The sequence below is a fragment of the Hominimerdicola alba genome (assembly GCF_900109655.1).
GTDB lineage: Bacteria > Bacillota > Clostridia > Oscillospirales > Ruminococcaceae > Hominimerdicola > Hominimerdicola alba_B.
This window is the reverse complement of the sequence record NZ_FOAT01000019.1, coordinates 18,141-36,178: the sequence shown is the minus strand read 5'-3', so window position 1 is coordinate 36,178 and position 18,038 is coordinate 18,141. Positions and strand designations below refer to the sequence as shown.

Annotated in this window: 8 protein-coding genes; 2 read left to right on the top strand and 6 right to left on the bottom strand. The window is 43.5% G+C overall.

The annotated features are described in order from the left end of the window. Positions 1 to 267: 267 nt before the first annotated feature. Positions 268 to 3,378: a glycoside hydrolase family 9 protein gene (locus tag BMY75_RS15300; RefSeq protein WP_170844322.1), complete on the bottom strand. Its 3,111-nt coding sequence runs from the start codon at positions 3,376 to 3,378 to the stop codon at positions 268 to 270. A gap of 666 nt (positions 3,379 to 4,044) precedes the next feature. On the opposite strand from BMY75_RS15300, the gene BMY75_RS15295 reads away from it, so the two are divergent. Then, entirely contained in the window at positions 4,045 to 7,266 is a 3,222-nt protein-coding gene (locus tag BMY75_RS15295; RefSeq protein WP_074835536.1) for a calcium-binding protein, read from the top strand. 92 nt (positions 7,267 to 7,358) lie between these two features. Here the strand turns inward: BMY75_RS15295 and BMY75_RS15290 are convergent, their stop codons facing one another. Beyond that, on the bottom strand, positions 7,359 to 9,569 hold the full coding sequence (locus tag BMY75_RS15290) for a substrate-binding domain-containing protein (RefSeq protein ID WP_074835534.1): 2,211 nt from the start codon (positions 9,567 to 9,569) through the stop codon (positions 7,359 to 7,361). 332 nt (positions 9,570 to 9,901) lie between these two features. On the opposite strand from BMY75_RS15290, the gene BMY75_RS15285 reads away from it, so the two are divergent. Then, positions 9,902 to 12,385: an endo-1,4-beta-xylanase gene (locus BMY75_RS15285; RefSeq protein ID WP_074835531.1), complete on the top strand. Its 2,484-nt coding sequence runs from the start codon at positions 9,902 to 9,904 to the stop codon at positions 12,383 to 12,385. Positions 12,386 to 12,539: 154 nt separating this feature from the next. Here BMY75_RS15285 and BMY75_RS15280 read toward each other — a convergent pair whose 3' ends face one another. The 4 genes from BMY75_RS15280 to BMY75_RS15265 form a co-directional block, all read right to left on the bottom strand. After that, positions 12,540 to 14,063, bottom strand: a complete 1,524-nt coding sequence (locus BMY75_RS15280; protein ID WP_074835528.1) for a hypothetical protein — start codon at positions 14,061 to 14,063, stop codon at positions 12,540 to 12,542. A gap of 225 nt (positions 14,064 to 14,288) precedes the next feature. Beyond that, positions 14,289 to 14,993: a hypothetical protein gene (locus BMY75_RS18100; RefSeq protein ID WP_074835525.1), complete on the bottom strand. Its 705-nt coding sequence runs from the start codon at positions 14,991 to 14,993 to the stop codon at positions 14,289 to 14,291. Next, positions 14,987 to 15,835 (bottom strand): DUF7192 family protein, encoded by an 849-nt coding sequence (locus tag BMY75_RS15270; RefSeq protein WP_207646280.1) that lies wholly within the window; start codon positions 15,833 to 15,835, stop codon positions 14,987 to 14,989. Before BMY75_RS15270 ends, BMY75_RS18100 begins: the two co-directional genes overlap by 7 nt. A 38-nt stretch (positions 15,836 to 15,873) precedes the next feature. Continuing rightward, on the bottom strand, positions 15,874 to 18,030 hold the full coding sequence (locus BMY75_RS15265; protein WP_074835520.1) for an AAA family ATPase: 2,157 nt from the start codon (positions 18,028 to 18,030) through the stop codon (positions 15,874 to 15,876). Positions 18,031 to 18,038 lie beyond the last annotated feature (8 nt).

The window sequence follows — 18,038 nt, the reverse complement described above, 5'->3', positions numbered from 1 at the left end:
CTTATAGATCATTTCAAAAGAAACGACAGAAAAGTCCGGCTGAGTGCCGGACTTTTTTGGCTTTTACTGTACGTTTTGAGAGGATACTATATTAAATAGTATCCAACAACGCTTATATCACAATTGTAAAACATATAAATTCAAGGTCCTTCTGTTGTTTAAATAAGATAATAAAATAACACGCCGGAACTCATATGAGCTCCGGCATGTCAATTCATTTCAGGCTGTTATAACTTAGCCGTTGATTTCGCCTTTTGTTTTCTGTAATTACTTTACAGTAACTGTAACAGCGTGCTTGAGGGAATCATTTACTGTCCAAGTGCCGTTTACCTTTGCAGCCACAGCTACCTTGTAGCTCTTGCCGGGTGTAAGGTTCTTGGGAGTAACATAGCTTGTAGCGGATGCAGAGATGGAAGAAGTCTGAACTCTCCACTTGCCTGCCAGATATACAGCGATACCATAGTTGGTCGCACCCTTTACAGGCTTCCATGTCAGTCTAACCTGGTGATAATCTTCGCTGTAATCTACCTTGATTATCTCTGGGTAATCAGAAGTAGTGGAAGAAGATTCACTCTTGGTAGTGAATGTTATTGCCTTGGAGAAATCGGAACTATACTTGCCGTTTACGAATGCAAGAACAGCTATCTTGTAGCTCTTGCTGGGCTTAAGGCCGCTGAATGTGTAGGAAGTACCTGTAAGTTCAGTAACCTTTTTCCAGGTTCCGTTTTCGTTGCCGTATACGCCGTACTTGGTTGCACCGCTAACCTTGCTCCAGCTGATCTTTGCGGAATTGGATGTGGTGGAATCACATTTAACGGTAGGGTTAGCAACTTCTGTATTGTTGCCGCTGGTGTTTTCATCAGCAGCAGTCTTGCCGTTAGGCTCTGTGCCCCAGATGAGCTTGCCGTCAGCGTAAAGTGTGATCTTGTTTGTGATAGCTTCAGCTGCGTTATCATCGTCAAAGCTTACAAGATCGCCATAGCTGTAGTCGTTTGAAGAATCCCACTCGGGGAAGATGAACTTATCGGGATCCATCTTTGTTGTGAGAGCGAACTGGTAAACACGGCTGCCGTAGAACTTGCAGTCCTTCCATGTGATCTCAACGTAGTATGTACCCTTATTGTCGTACTTAACGGGGTCGGAAAGAGTTGCGTGTGACTTGTTGTTGGAATATCCTGCAACCTGATCGTAGTCGATACGTGCGGTGATATAATCGATGCCGTAACCCTTATCCTGGAGTTCCTTGATGTTGAAGAAATATCTTGCCTTAACATCGCACTCGAATCTTGGAGGATTAACTGTTCTATTGTGAAGAACGACCTTCAGCTGAACACCGTCTTCCTTTTCCTGAGCCTTAGCACCTGATACGAAGTATCCTACAGGCAGCTTATTGCCCTTTTCGTCTACCTGATCGTAGCCCTTTGCGTTGGAGGACATATCGAAGTTCTCGATCAGTTTGTTCTCCTTGGCATCCTTACCGCCCTTGCGTCCGTAGTAGTGATAAAGACCTGCAAGGTCGCCGCAGAAGCCTGCGTTATAGTCGTCTGTTACCTCGTTGTAGATGTAGTCCTTGGTAATATCAACGTGATTATCTTTAAGATCGGGACCGCCTACAAGTGCGCCCCAGAGGGTGTGTACCTGTGTTACGGGATCGTCCATGCTCTGTGTAGCGGAGCAGTGAGATGCACGGTGGTGAGGATGGCTTGCGAAGTTGTTGCCGTAGCCTACCTCATAAGCATAACCCATGGGGTTGTTGCCGAGGATGTATTCCATCTGAGCTCTTGCCCAGGGCAGGAATGTTTCGTCCTTTGTGGTCTTTGCGTATACGCAAGCGCAGAGACCTGCAGCTGTGTTGTAACGTGCAGAGCCGTAGCCCGATACGACTGCCCAGCCCTTGGGAGACTTAGCGATGAAGTCGCCGCTGGTCTCGCTGATAGGAAGATCAGCGATCTTATCTGCAGTCATCTTTGTGTTCCAGAGATAGTCATCCATACCGAAGTACTTGTGACCGTGAACAGGCTCATAACCCCATTCGGAGGAATCTACGCTTTCAGCGCAGCCTGACCAGAATTCAAGGTTGTAGCGGAAGATGTACCAGTCACGTGCTGTATTGGTAACAGGAGCCAGCTTAGCGAATACGCCGCCCCATACTGTATCCCAGCAGTGTACCCAGATGTTCTGCCAGCAGTTGCCTGTATCGGTGATGATACGCTTCATATATCCTGTGTAGGGATGAGCACCCTTGTCGTTTATGGTAGTCTCGTCAACTGCGATGATATCGTTGATATAATCGTAGTCTTCGGTACAGTAATAGAGCCATACAGCAGCCCATGCCAGCTCATCGTAGTCATAGCTGGAGGTATAGAAACCGCCGTCGTAGCCCAAGCTGTAACAGTTGGGCACCTTGCCGGGCTCCCAGTCTTCAACGTGTGTCTTTACTGCGAAATCGTAAAGTGCCTTAGCGTATTTCAGGCACTTCTTAGCGTATGCAGGTTCAGTGTCCTTGAAGTTGAGGTAGTTGATAGCCAGCGATGCAGCAGCACCTGCACACTGGTCAGAAGCTGGCATCTCTTCGGTTGCGAAGTAAGCAGGACGCTTAACAGCGCATGAAGAAGAAGCTACCATTGTGTCCTCTACCTGGAGCTCAGGAGGGCACCAGTAGTTGTGGTCGTTGTTACCCTCGCCCACCTGATAGCAGTAAGCGATGACATTATCCTTGTCGTCCATGAAAGTAACTTTCATGAAGTAGTCGTTTATCCAGTGGAGTTCGTCCTCAACGTGCTTGTCAAGACCCAGTTCCTTGTAGGAATCACGGAACTCATAGTAGCCCCAGCCCACAGTGGAGGCGGAGTAGCTTCCGGGGAGACCGAACTTAACGTGGTCGCCCGCGTCGTGCCAGCCGCCTGTCAGGTCGAGAGTACCATCTCCGTCAGGATCGAGGTACTTCCTGTTCTTGTCGATGAACTTCTGCGACATATTGACGCCGACATAGAGTGAGGGGTCAGTATCGCCGAGGTTGGGCTTGGTCTTGCCGTCATCGGTGTTTCCGAGGCCCTGGTCCTCCTGTAACTGATCGTCGGTCTTGCCCTTGCCAATCGTAGGCATAGGACTCATGGGCTGCAGCGGGATGTAGCCATCCTTCACATGACAGTTATTACGCCATGAGTAATAGCCGTCACCTGTTACCTGGTCGCCGCACTTGTTTGCATCGTAGAAACAAAGAGCAAGCTGCAGAGCTTCTGCATAGTTGTGGTAGTTGTTGGGATTATCTTTGTCGATCACAGCGGCATCAGCGATCGATACTGCATTACCGGTGAGCATCATTGCTGCTGCGGATACGCAGGCAAGTGATCTTTTGAGAAAATTTCCCTTTCCCATATAAATCTTCCTTTCTGTAGGTTTATTTAGCAGATACTAATTTTCAAATATGAGTAAACGATTTTACAGCCGTCGCAAAAGTTCCGGGTTAAAATTTGCGCGGCTGATAAAAGTGTCTGTCTCTGAAATGAAAATATGATCTGTCTCCGGGCAAACGTAGATCATCAGGCTTCTTGTATCTCAGCAAAAAACTCATAGATCAATGAGTTTTTTCAAAAATGACAAGTACAAAATGACCGTTTTTCAGTTCACCTACACTATTATAATAACATAGCAATTATCGTATGTAAAGTAAATTCTTGCGATTGTTAATATTTTTGTTAAATTCAAATAATAAGGATTAATGATTAATGGGCATTTTTACGATTGTACGCTTTACTTAACTGCTGTAATATACGTTAAGTTAAGCAGTGCAGCCTTGATGTTGAGGTAGATGGTTTTGGTTTTCAATGATATCATTAATTCTGACGAAATAATATTTTACCAATTATGAAATAATGATGATTATATTTACTTAATGATGGTTAAAAAATGTATGAAATTATATATATTATATAAAACTATTGACCAATTATATATTTTGTAGTATAATGACTGCGTCATTGTAAAACAATGGATATGTTTAATTAGGACAAAAAAGATAATTTAGACAGGAGGTTTAATCACATGAAAACTACGAAGAGAATCATGGCGTCTGTTCTGGCACTTACGCTGACTTTCGGCTGTGCTGTACCGGCTTTTGCTGCAGATTACTTTGATGACTATGCGGCTATGACCGACACGGTTCAGGCATTGGCAATAGTCAAAGGCATAAGCGATCCGCTGAAGGAAGGCACAAATTTTGCCGATGATCCTACACTTGAGGGCAAAGCAAAAGAGTATGCCGAGTTTATAGATGCTGTGTATGATCCTGATTTTGACCCACATGGCATCATTAAGTTCATCAGCGTATTCAAGCTGATAAAGTATAAGTATGATGAATACAAGATCACAGGTCACGCAAATATCAGCAAGGAATACATCACCGAGAATTTTGACGAGCAGGCTAAAATTGTGATGACTCAGGAAGACTATGAGGATCTTACTGCAAATCCTGGTAGATATGAGCTGTATTACATCGATGGCGATGCAGTGCTTTACCGTGACGGACTTGTGTATGGTCTTGAAAACAGACCTGATGTTCTTCAGGGCGATGTATTCGTTGAAATAACTGTTGCTCAGGCGTGTGAGATTCTCAAGAAACTGGACAAGGTCTTCTTTGCCATAAATACACGTAATGAAGCATTACAGCAGATCGAAGATTTCATGACCGAATATGGCTACTGGAATATTGTTGAAGATGAAGTAAAGTTAACACCTTCTTATGATAAGAACTTCATCTACAACTGCGCTTCGGGCAGCGATACATACAAGATACAAAAAGGCAGCGGCTATGTTTACATCCGTGATTTCTGCGAGCGCAATTCCGGTGATGAAGATACGATAGTATTCGATTATGACACATCGGATACACATTTTACCCTCTACCGTGACGGCGGTGATCTGTATATACTTGACGTTGCCAATGAAACACTTGTATTTGTTGATGACTACTTTGAAAACCCGCTGAACAGGGTGGAGAATATACAGTTCTCGCCTGATATAACTCTCGGTTATACGGATATCATAAAGCTTGTAAACAAGATAAAGGGAACTCCCGAAGATGACGAGATAAATGGCTATCTCGAATCCACTGTTATCTGGGGCGAAAAGGGAAGCGATACTATAACAGCCGAGGGCGGCGATGAATACTATATCCATGCAGGCAGCGGCAACAATAATGTAACTGTATCAAACGGAAATGATATTATCGTTGCAGAAGACGGAAACGATAATATCACAATAAGCCGTGAACGCAACAGACTTTTCACCGCAGATGATCCCGGTTATAACGTAATTCTCAGTGGCAAGGGCGATGACGTAATTACTCTTGACGGCAATAATATCGTTGTTGCAGGTGAGGGTGACGATACCATAAACAGTGGTTTCGGCGATGATGTTTTTGTGTATTACTACGGTGACGGCAATGATACTATCACTGATTCGATAAATGCTTGGTCCAACGGCGGTACCGATGTAGTTTACTTTGCAGACCTCAACCCTGAAGATGTTTATGTCCGCAGAGACAGCGGCTTTACTTTCTATGTTAAGGGTGATAAAAAGGGTTCGGTTCATATCCCCGGTGTTTATCAGAATGGTGCATCAAAGTATAGGGAGCCAATTGAGTATGTGGTATTCAAGGACGGAACTGTATGGAATCTTCATGATTATCTCGACCGCAGCAGATATGTCGAGGATACTTCCGAATTTACCGGAAAGGATTCTATCGGATATTTCATAGTTGGTACAGACGGCGATGACAAGTACTATACAAGTGGCGGAGATGATGTTATAACCCCCGGCAAAGGCAATGACTTTGTAAATGCGGGCGGCGGCACCGATACTCTGATATTCCGCCGCGGTGACGGTCACGATATTTTCAATGAATCAAACGGCGGTTCATATCCTCCAGGCGGTGAGGACACTGTACTGTTTGAGGATATCAATTCTGATGAAGTATACATAGCTCGTTTTGGCAATACAATAACGATCAAGGTCAAGGATTCTGAAGATGCAGTTGAGTTGCCAGGTATATATCAGTCCGGTTTTTCAGGTCCTCTTCACCCTATCGAGAAAGCGAAATTTGCTAACGGTGTAGAGTGGACATTTTTGGAAATGCTCGATATGGCAGTAGTTGAGGCTACCGATGGTGACGATTCGTTCATTGTACCTGATGAGAACCACTATATCATCTGTGGCAAGGGAAATGACTATATAAGAGGCAAGGAGTATGATGATACATATTACTTTGAACTTGGCGATGGACATGATGTGATCGAAGATCAATCCATATGGGGGCGTTCATATGATGTTATTCAATTCGGTAAGAGCATTAGTCCTGATATGCTGTGTGTAAAAGTTGATGGAAATAATTATATCATATCCATACCGATTACTGATGATTCTCTCTCTCTGACAAAGGGTCAGATCGAGCGATTCGATTTCTCGCACGGAACAAGTCTGACCGAGGACGAAATACTTGCAAAGGCTTCAGAGCATCATTATTCCGAAAAGCCCCAGTGCAGATGGAAAAAGAAATGTGATATCTTCGCCGCTGAATTCTGTTTCGTATGCAGTGACTGCGGTGCGAAAGTCAGTTATGCGGCTGAGGTTTCCTCGGAAAAGGGCGCGGGCGATGTGACCATATATACCGCTAAGGCAACTATAGGCGGTAAGGAGTATACCGATACATACAAGTATTCACCTTCGTCTTATAAGTCTCCCGATTTAACTTTTGAGAAAGGCAGAAATGCTGTCAAACTCACATGGACAGAGATATTGGAAGCTGAAAAGTACGCTGTGTGCGGCTATGCAGGTGGCAAGTGGCAGATGCTTGCTAAGGGCGATGGAACATCCTACGTTCTGAAGAACCTGAAAGCAGGAACAAACTACAAGGTAGCAGTTGCTGTTATGGTAAACGGCGAGTGGAAGATGGATGCTTCCAAAGCGATAACTGTAACACCTCTGGAAGAGACAACTAAATATCCTGCTGTCGAAAATATCGAGTACAACGTGCAGTATCATCAGTTCAAGATCAAATGGACAAAGGCTAAGGGGGCAACGGAGTACGGTGTGGCAGTCAAGCAAGGCGGCAAGTGGAAAGTATATTCTTACACTAAGGATACAATATTCACTTCACCCAAACTGAAAGCAGGCACAAAGGTTGAGATGGTGATCTGTGCAAAGGTAAACGGAAAGTGGGATACTTCCAACCTGAACGCAAGAGCATTCTCGGTTACTGTGAAGTAATAGTATTTCAAAAATAACGAGCAAAAAAGATCCGGCGGACTTTGGAGTCTGCCGGATTTTTGTGATGGTATACAAAGTATCATCAGCGATATTCAGATAGAACTGTTGCGGTAGCTGTTGGGGGTACTGCCTGTAAGCTGTCGGAACTGGCGCATGAAATATTTTTCGTCCTTATAACCGCATTTAAAGGATATAGCAGGTATGCCTATGGTGGTGGTGAGCAGGAGATATTTCGCCATGGCGATGCGGCTCATTATAAGATCCTGATGGAAGCTTATGCCGAAAATATCCTTGTAGGTGGCACGGAAATGTCCGTAGCTCAGGCGGAAATCACGGCAAGTCTTCTGGGCGTCCCACTCGTTTCCGGGGTCGCGGTACATGGAGTTCCTGACCTGCAGGTAGTCATTGTAGTAGGCGTGATGCCGTTTATCGGAAAGCTGTTTGATCTTCATGTTGATATCTTCGCTAAGTGCAGATATACACTCCTCAGTGTTATCATCAGCCGAGATGAGTTTTGATGCCATAAAGAGGGTGTCAATACCTCTTTCCTGAATGTAAAGGGGAGAATGTGATATTATGATCTCCAGCTTATCCGTGATAAGGGCGATATCTTCATCTGTAAATTGTCCTGTGGCGGAAATGATATACAGCTTGTCTGAAAGCTTTCCGCAGAAACCGTTGATATTGGCGGTGGTCTGGTTCAGACAATCCGAGATCTCTATATCCATTCTTACAGAGAGATTTTTCTTATCGATACGGCTGTCGTCGGAAAAGATGCCTGTGCGTACCATTATAAGAGCAAGATTTTCCTGCTCGCCCAGCTTTTTGCAGGCGTTGGCAAGCTCGTTGGTGAAGCCCTGTTCGTTGTAAAGCCCTGTAGCAGTGTCGTGGTACTCCGATAGATTGGTACATTCAAGCAGGGTGTTGATGTCATTTTTCATGCGGAGCACCTGAAGTGCATTAACGGTTATTTTCAGCCACACGATCATTGCCTGATCATAGGTATCGGGTGAGGTGTACCGGAAAATGAAATGCCCGAGTTCCTTTCCCTCTGAAAACAATGGTACGAAAAAGAGAAACTTTTTGTCTTCTGCACCGATAAGTTCAGAAGGGTACAGCTGACCCCTTGTGAAGAAAGCGGGGTCATCCATGACTTTGTCGGGGCTGATTATGGTGTAACATATCATAGGTTCATTGTTTGAGAAATCTTTTATAGAAGCCTTGTGTGAACGTGTACACCAATCCTCATACAGGCATAGATATATACCCGAAACATTTCTTATCATGTTGGAAAAGTTCCGCAGAGTTTGTATGTAATCGGAGATGGATCGGCAGGTGACGGCCTGCTGTTCAAATGTTCCGCAGAAATTCATATCGTTATATTTTTTGATTTCCCTGACATCCACCAGTTCTTCAAGGAGATATTTTTTCTCCATACCGCAGGAACAGGTGTAGCCGGGAATCATGTATCCGGAAGTGTCGATATCCTGCGTTGGAGCCCCTGTGAGCTTTGAATAGATAAGTGCTGCGGCTTTTGCACCTATGGCTGCACGGTTGCGCTGATAGGTGGTCAGAACAGGGGAGTGATAGATCCTTTCTCCGATATGTTCATATCCTATTACTGTAAGGTCTTCAGGGATTGATATGTCGTAGTGGAAAAGTTTATCAAGAAGTCCGTAAGCCATATAATCATTTGCACATATCACAGCCTGAGGTATCCTTCGCTTTCCGCTTATGTAATCCTCTGCCAGATCTTCACCCGAGGTGTTCCAGAAGTTGCCGTATATCACATTTTCTTCGCTGAATGGGAGACCTCTTTCCATCATGATCTCTCTCACGCCTTCGATACGAAGCTGTGAGGTTTCAAGCTCCTCCTGACCTGTCAGTATATCTATATCTCTGATACCGTGTACATCGGTTAGATGACGGGCGATATCCCTCAGATCACTCTTCACATCTGTATTTATACAGGTGAAGCCGTCTATTTTTGCATCTATCATAACAACAGGTACATCAAGAGCCTTGATATGTTCACAGATGCTCTTCTGCATATCGGGATAAATAAGAGATTCATAAGTGACTATAACACCATCGAGCTGTTCGGAATGTACCAGCTCGTAGACCTTGTTTTCCACCTCAACATCTGCATAGTACTCCGAAATATTATATACATTTGAAAATACAGCGATATCCATGTCAAGCTCATAGGCTTTAGATAGTATGCCTTTGAGTAGCTGCCGCTGTTCAGCTTCCGACGCTCGGGCGGTCAATACGCCGATGAGCGGGCGTTTGTTAGTATTCATATTCATACCCCTTCTTACCATTTACATATGGTATCACATCTTACACCCTGTGAGCAGATAAATGCACACATGATAGCTTATATTAAAATATACTCCTGTTATTTCATTCATTCTGTCAGCTTATAATTGATTACTAATTATTATTATAGCACATTAATCACAAAAATCAAGAGCAAATCTGCATTTTTTTCACTCAATCTGCAAATAGTAGGTTGAAAGTTCACCTCGATTGTTGTACAATATAGTTAGAAAAAATAACAATATGTTATTTTTGATATTTAAATTTTCACACGTTATTCAACGATTTTATTTTTAAGGAGATGGTCTTTTTTATGAAGAAGCATAAGAAAATTCTGGCATCGCTGATGGCTCTCAGCTGTCTGACAACAGCTATGCCGCAGTTAACTGCCCCTGTTTATGCGCAGGAGATCGTTTACGACAGTTTCGAGATCAACTATGATGGTTGGCACGGTACAGATACCTCAATAGAACTTACTGCTGTTGATAACGGCGGTTTTGATTCTTCGAGAGGTATGAAGGTCACAGGTCGTACATCAACCGAGGACGGCGCTGCTTCGTCAAAGGGTCTTTACCTCTTCGGCGGTGTTGATTACGATTATTCGATGCAGGTACTCAGTGAAAAGGATACCACTTTCAAACTCACTCTGAAGTACATTGATGAAGAGACAGATGAAGTGACTGTTGTAACTCTTGACGAAAAGAAAGTCAAGGGAGGCAAGTGGGCTGAACTTACAGGTGATTACAAAGCACCTGAAAACACCTACGAGTATGAACTGACTCTTACTAACGATAATACTGATGATTTCATCTTTGATGATGTCAAGGTAACTGCTGACAAGTCCGCTGCTATAGCTGCTGCAGCTCCTTACGGCAAGGGTCTGAAGGATGAGTTTGCTGACTATTTCCGTGTAGGTAATATCCTGAACGGAAGTACAGTTAATAATTCCGCTATCAAGGGCATAATGCTCAAAGATCACAATGCTATTGAGTGCGAGAACGAGACTAAGCCTGATGCTACTATCGTTCAGAGCGGTTCTACCGATACCAATGTTAAAGTAACTCTCAACCGCTGCGCTGCTATACTTGACTTCTGCGCAAAGAACAATATCGCTTTCCGTGGTCATACACTGGTATGGCACAGCCAGACTCCCGAGTGGTTCTTCAAGCAGGGATTCAATAACAACAACGGCTATGTAAATTCCTACACTATGGATCAGCGTATGGAAAGCTACATCAAGAATATGTTCAATGCATACGCTACACAGTATCCTTCTGTAAACCTTTACGCTTATGACGTATGTAACGAGGTAATCTATGACGGAACAGCTAATAACGGCGGTCTGCGTCCTACCAACGGAACTAACGGACAGAACGGTTCTTCTGCATGGGTAAGAGTTTACGGAAACAACTCATTCGTTGAAAAGGCATTCACTTATGCAAGAAAGTATGCACCTAAGGGCTGTAAGCTTTACTACAACGATTACAATGAGTTCGCTCGTGATAAGAAAAACTGCATAAAGAACACTATACTTGTTCCTCTGCACAACAAGGGCCTGCTGGATGGCATGGGTATGCAGTCGCATATTGACTGTAGCGCATATAATTCTTGGGGTTCAACTCAGGAATACCTTGCTGCAATGGATGACTACCTCAGCCTCGGTATCGATGTTCAGGTAACTGAGCTTGATATCTCCCGTGACGGTTATAAGTATACCGATCAGCAGCAGGCAGAAAAGTACAAGGCTATTTTCCAGCACTGTGTTGACGTAAACAAGAGCGGCAAGTACAAGGGTAAGGTTACACTTGTTCAGGTATGGGGTCCTAACGATAATAACTCTTGGGTAGGCAAAACAGGAAACCTGCCTCTGCTTTACGATGGAAACAACCAGCCCAAGACTGCTTACAACTACATCACTTCTATCATTCCCGACAGCCAGTGGGGCGATGGTTCCAAGTTCAACGGCGGCGCTGAAGTTAAGCCTATTGAGCCTAATCAGTACGGCTGGTACTTCAACTGCGGATTTGAAGGTTCTACCGATGACTTCTCCGGAAGAGGTTCTGCAAAGGTAGCTTCCAGCAATACTACTGCATTCGTTGGCAACAGCTCACTGTATGTATCAGGCAGAGAGAGCGCATGGAACGGTGCTACTTACACACTTAGTCCTCGCGCATTCCAGCCCGGCAATGAATATAGCTTCAGTGCGATAGTAAAGTATACTGAAGGCGATGCAACCGATAAGTTCCATTTCACAATGCAGTATGATGATGCCAGCGGCACCACAAATTACACAAAGATCGCTACTGAAACTGTAAAGAAGGGCGAGTGGACACAGCTTGCAAACACAAACTTCAAGATTCCCTCTGATGCTTCCAATATGCAGATCTACGTTGAGACTGACAGCTCTACAACTTCATTCTATGTTGACGAAGTTATCGGTGCGGTAGCAGGTACAGGTATCAAGGGCCCCGAGAAGACTAACAATGATCCCGATCCTTATCAGCCTTCCGGCAATACTTATCCTACAAATATCAGAGTGAACTACAGCGCTCAGTATCATCAGATCCAGTTCACATGGAGCCCTGTTCAGAATGCTCAGAACTACGGTATCGCAGTATATCTGGCAGGCAAGTGGAGGATCCAGACTCAGTCTATTTCCGGTTCCACTACTTCTTTCGTAACTCCTAAGAACCTGACACCCGGCATGAGCTACAAGGTAGCTATCGCTGCAAAGGTCAACGGTACATGGGACGTAAATAACGCAATCAAGAACGCAGTTATCGTAACTGTTATCTGATAAGCTGATTCGGTTATCTGACTAATAATTAGAAGAAAGAATAACTTGGTTATTCTTTCTTCTTTTTTGTATCTGTCCTCCTGCGTAAATGGCGGATTCAATTACAAAAAAAGACCTGAAACCAGTTGGTTTCAGGTCTTTTGCTTTATCAGTATTATTCTACCGAATAAGTAGTTGAATTGTCGCCCTTTGTAACGATGAGATAACCGTATGCCATATGCGCTTTATCTACATCTTCAACCAGCTTCTTGCCTGTTACCTGGTCGAATATAGCTTTATCCTTATAGGAGAATACCATATTCTTACCGATGTATGTGCCGGAAGCAAGCTTAAGAGCAGGTTCATTCTTTTCCCATACCATATAATCATAAGTATCGCTGACCTTAACATAGCTTGAGGATTCAGAGAAACCGTAGTCATCATCAGCTACGATCACCTTACCTGTTTCGTCAATGATATCAGTCTTGCCATTATCCTTTGCAGCGTTGAAATAACCGGGTACATCAAAACCTCTGATGGACTTATAGTCTTCCTTGGTTATCTCTGTGCCGTCGAGAGCAAGCAGACCGACCTTGTCTCCGTATTCACCGTTTGTATAAGTGAAGAAGCCGTTGCCAGCATATGTAATATTGCCATATTTAGGTTCGAGGACTATGGCACCATTCTTGTACATGATACCAGCCTTTTTGGTATCACCATCGTACAGCATGAAGAAATCCTCAGTGGAAGACATTTCGGAGATCGTATACTTTGTACTGAACAGAGGGTTGAGCTCATGGTCATATACAATTCTGCCATCTTCTGTTTGAGCTACGAGCATATTGCTGCCTACAGTATTATAATCGTATCCAAGTTCAAGTACCTTATCCTCAGAGTTTACCCATACTCTGTTCTTATCGTCGTCATAGAAGCTTACGAGATCACCATATGCACTGTAGTTTGGAGATGTAGTGACAGTAGTGTTCTCAAGGTACTTTTTGCTTTCGATATCGTATACCTTTACCTTGCCCTTGTAAAGAACATCTTCATCTTTTACCTTAATGGAGTACTGGTTTGCGGTAACGTAGTATATTGCTTCGTCTTCGTTATCGGTCTCTGCCTCAGGGAAAAATGCAATGAGGAAATGGTCGTTTAGCTCCTTGTATATACCAACGCCGTTATCAGCAGCCTGTACTATATTGCCTTTGGCATCCATAAGGCCGGAGTAGATCATACCGTCCTTTTCTATTGAGTATGTGTAGAGATCTGTATATTTGAGCTTCTCTACATTAAAAGCCTTGCCGTCAACGAGCTTTTCACCCTTATAGTTACAGCAAGCTATAGTCTTATCATCTACTTTGGAATAGATCAAGCTGTCTGTATCACCCCAGAAATCGATATCCTTGCTGGAGAATTTTGCAACTTCTTTGATCTGAGCTGTTTTCAGTTCATCCTTTTTGAAATCAGCAGGGTCGAACTGGATATCCTCCTGTGCAGTGATCTCGGAGTCTTTCTCTTCGGGAGTTTCCTCTGCAGGCTCTTCATCAGTAGTGGTCTCATCCGCAGCTGTTGTTGCAGCTGTGGTAGTTGTTGCCTCTGTCTCGGTCTTACTATCGTCGTCGTTGCTGCTGCAAGCTGTCATACTTACAGCCATAAGTGCTGCAAGCAGTATTGCCAGCTTTTTACTGTTTTTATTCATTTTGTTTTCCTCCTGTTTCAGGTTAATATTTCAGGCTGAACTACTATACAGCCAGTTTACATATAAAAATTATACCACACATAAAAATCATAGTCAACGATTATAAATAAATATCGTCACAGGGTATCAACAGAATTTTATTGCATAATGTATTTATAGATAATTCGCACAATTATTATATAGGATTTTAGTTTTATTGCCGAATTGGTTTCGGGTGTTGCCAAATTATCGTTTTATGATATTAGCAATAGCTGCGGAGATCACGTCTTCTATACCACAGACCTTATCCATCTTATCTTTGTCTGGAGCATTTCTTAGTGCGGCGATACCTGCTCTCCACAAAACCAGAGTATTCACTTTGAGTGACTCTATCCGCTGTGACATTTCGCTGTTGCGGGTGTACATATCAGATATCATCATAATACACTGGGATGCTATATTTGCCGATAGAACAAGGTCGTGAATCCTTTTATCAGCAAGTATGTGATAGTATTTTCCATCGACGTTATCTGATATGTTCTTCATATTTTCGTTCAGTGCCTCAGATGCTGAATGTATCTCATTTATACAGCCCTCAAGCACTTTTTTCATGGTATCCAGCAGGATATTTTCTTTGCATAATCCGATATATATTTCCTGAAAGCTTTCAGATATTCTCTGAGCCCCTTTGTCTGCTTTCTCAGCTTGGTCAATGAGCCTTGCGTAACCTATAGCCCCCACAGTTCCCTTGTATCTTGCGAGACCGTTTATTTGCAGCTGCTGTGAGGCGAGAGTAAGTATGTTTATCGCCTTATCAGGCATACGATCCTGCTGAAGTTTGAATATCATTTCTGATGTATCTGCTATCCGCTGCTGAACATCTAAGGCATAAGAAGGCAGAAGCTCAAATGTCATCATATCGGGGGTATAAGTTTGGTTAAAATTCAGCATGACTTGTTCACCTTGGAAAACTTGATATACTTATCAAGTTCTATCTTTTTAAAAAAATTATAACTGTCACAATTTATATCCTGGCCAAATATGCCCATCTGAACTGGTGATGAAATGACTATATCAGTTTCGGGTATCTTGAAGATCGCACGAAACTGTTCTTCCGTAAGGGGCTGACCATAATAGGGATACCAGCTCTTTTCGTGGAATGACATGGACTCCATCACCCTCAGCACGACACGTCGTAAAAACATTACCGAGCACATGGGGTAGAAGCATTTTTTCATATTAATAGGTTCCGACGGGCTTTTCAGCCTTATCTCGGAGTTGAACACCTCGTCATTGCTGTAGCATGAGCTGAACACTTTAAGGTCAACACCTATGCCGTATTCTTCAAGCAGTTTTATCAGACTGAGAGTCAGCGCACCGCGGTTGGTGACTGCTTGCTCTAAAGTGTGAATTGAATATGCCAGATTGAACCATATAGTAACGAATTTTTTCTCTCTTGCTCTTGTGAGCCTGTACATTGTCTTCGGAGTACCTGCCACATACGCGGGAATATTGGGGTGAGAGCCTGCCATTGCCTTTTCCTGCCTGCGTCTGTAAGTTTTTATCGGCATAGTCTTTTCAAATTCCTTCAGCATTTTCAGCGTAAAGTCATAATTACCAGTATATCCGCCAATAAGATAATCTACTGCATTATCAAAGGTATCCTCCGGAAAATCAGGACGTTTGATGATACTGTGCTGTTTAAGAAATATATTGTCGTTTACTTTAGGTTCGCTGAGTATGTACATCTGCATATCACTCAGGCTGTTGAATACCGCATTGTATACTGTCATTTTTTTGTATTGGTATACTTTGAGGTTCATAAAATCTGTCATCTTCTTGTATCTCCGTTTCGTATATCGAAAACTATCTTGTTGAATACGTTGAATATCCCGATGCTTTCTCTTTCATTTCCGTTGTAGAATTTTGCCATCTCTCTCTGCAGGAATGCAAGATATTCGTTGTCCTTGGTCTCAATGAATTCATATCTGACGATAGCCTCAACATCGTAACTCTGGTGATCAAGGTACTTCTTTATGCTGGTAGCATCACGGGTGGTGAATATACCCGGTGCTGCTGTCTGATTTCCTTTGCTCCATGCAGTAGTGGCATTTCGGAAGGCCGCAGCGAACTCAAACCACTGAGGATAATCACGAAGTATATCCTTTTCGAGTCTGTTATCGTAATCAACGTATATCGCTGTGAATCTCTGCATAAGAGATTCCTCTATCTTCTCACGGGTACTGTAGTTCCTGTCGGCTCCATCGCCTGCGGTGTTGCCTGCGGCTATGATACGGAAATTCGGGTGGCGCATTACACGCTCGCCGTTTGGGAAACAGTAGCTGGCATCTTTTGAATTTGACATAAAGCTGTTGAGCTTTACTGCTGCCCTGATATTGCCGTTATCGAACTCATCGCAGAAAACTATACCACCGTATTTGTATGCTCTGTAGAATGCAGGGTAGTTATATCCGCCGTCAGCTGTCTGGAATCCCAGCAGGTCGTATTCCTCGTTTATGTAGCCTATATCCAGATATTCCAAGCCCAGCAGTCTTGCTATCTGACCAACAAGAAAAGTTTTTCCACAGCCCGAGGGTCCTATCATATACGGGTTGGAATCTTCGATAACAGCGGTGATTATATCATCGAAATGCTCATGATAAAGAGCATTGTTTGTTGCGATATCCTTTTGCTTTTTCTCCATGAGCTTTTCAAACCTGTCTTTGAAAGGATAGGTTTCATCAAAGAAGAAATTCGGAGTCATATCCGCAGGCTCTGTGCATCTCTGCGCATTTATCTGAACTATGGTGGGACGTACTCCTGCCGTCACCTGAACAGGTGCGACTGCGGCTGCAGCGGCTGCTTCAGCCTTTTCGGTATCGAAATTCTTGCTGAACTCATCAACGCGGATTATCCTGTTTACCAGATCACTGCTCTTGTTTACCTCTGTGAGAATATTTTTCAGTTCGCCGTTGTTCAGCATCGATGAGGCTCTGTCGATCGCCTTGTTAGCCTCAGTGTTTATGCGGAACAGCTCTGCGGCAGTGTTGTCCTTGATGCCTGCGGCTAACATTTTAAGCTCTCTTATCTTGCTGTCCGCAGAATCTATGACCTCTCTGACCAGTTTATCCTTTTCAAATACTATGCTGTCATGCTCTTCGTTCAGAAAAGCATCGAAAGCTTCTCTAAGTTTGAATTCCGCATTCTTTGCTTCTCTGGTGAGCTTTTCAGTCTCGCTCAGTGTAAGATCTTTGATGGTCTTCTCGTTCTGCTCCACAAAATTTTTGAAGCTGTCAAGACGATCTTCCGTAAGGTCGAGAGTATGTCTTGCTCCCGCAAGGGTCTCCTCACTGTTTTTTAGCATCATCTCAGATCTTGCTATCCTGTCTTCGGTGATATCATATATGCCGCAAGCCATTTGAGCATAGCCGATAAGTCTTTCACATTCAGCTTCCTTGTCATGAGCGCTGCATAATTTCATAACGCCGCTTATTAGAGATGAGGCAAAACTTTTCTCATCGCTGTAGTACTGTCTCAGTTCGCAGCCGAAAGTATTTATATAATAGATGTTCTTTTCAGCTGTCGGTATATCTGCGATTGAGCACATGGTCTCGATATATATCTGCTTATCGTTGAAACAAAGGTATAGCTCTTTAGTGAACAATCCCGAATGATAAATGCCGTTCTTTTCAAATATTTTCAAAAATACAGCATTTGCAAATCTGTAGTTCTTTGTTTCTTCTCCGAGGGGAAGTACAGTGCGGTAGATGTCTTCCGCTTCGTTCATCATTTCTATCGGCTTTTTTTCGCCGCGGGAAGCTATAATGCTGTCCACCAGTTCATACAGTGTTTCCTCTGAGCCGAAAACATTTTTTTCGGGTTCCCGCTTTATCTCAGCGAGGTATTTACTCAGCGGAACATATTTATCGTCCCTTTTTAAAGCCGCCTTTACTGCCTGCATTACTGCATCTATCCTGCTTTTTGCCATATCCGTTC

Bases quoted from the DNA above. Each gene is read 5' to 3' on its own strand.
- BMY75_RS15270 (WP_207646280.1), bottom strand. From the start codon at position 15,835: ATGACAGTATACAATGCGGTATTCAACAGCCTGAGTGATATGCAGATG.
- BMY75_RS15280 (WP_074835528.1), bottom strand. From the start codon at position 14,063: ATGAATAAAAACAGTAAAAAGCTGGCAATACTGCTTGCAGCACTTATG.
- BMY75_RS15295 (WP_074835536.1), top strand. From the start codon at position 4,045: ATGAAAACTACGAAGAGAATCATGGCGTCTGTTCTGGCACTTACGCTG.
- BMY75_RS15265 (WP_074835520.1), bottom strand. From the start codon at position 18,030: ATGGCAAAAAGCAGGATAGATGCAGTAATGCAGGCAGTAAAGGCGGCT.
- BMY75_RS15285 (WP_074835531.1), top strand. From the start codon at position 9,902: ATGAAGAAGCATAAGAAAATTCTGGCATCGCTGATGGCTCTCAGCTGT.
- BMY75_RS15290 (WP_074835534.1), bottom strand. From the start codon at position 9,569: ATGAATACTAACAAACGCCCGCTCATCGGCGTATTGACCGCCCGAGCG.
- BMY75_RS18100 (WP_074835525.1), bottom strand. From the start codon at position 14,993: ATGCTGAATTTTAACCAAACTTATACCCCCGATATGATGACATTTGAG.
- BMY75_RS15300 (WP_170844322.1), bottom strand. From the start codon at position 3,378: ATGGGAAAGGGAAATTTTCTCAAAAGATCACTTGCCTGCGTATCCGCA.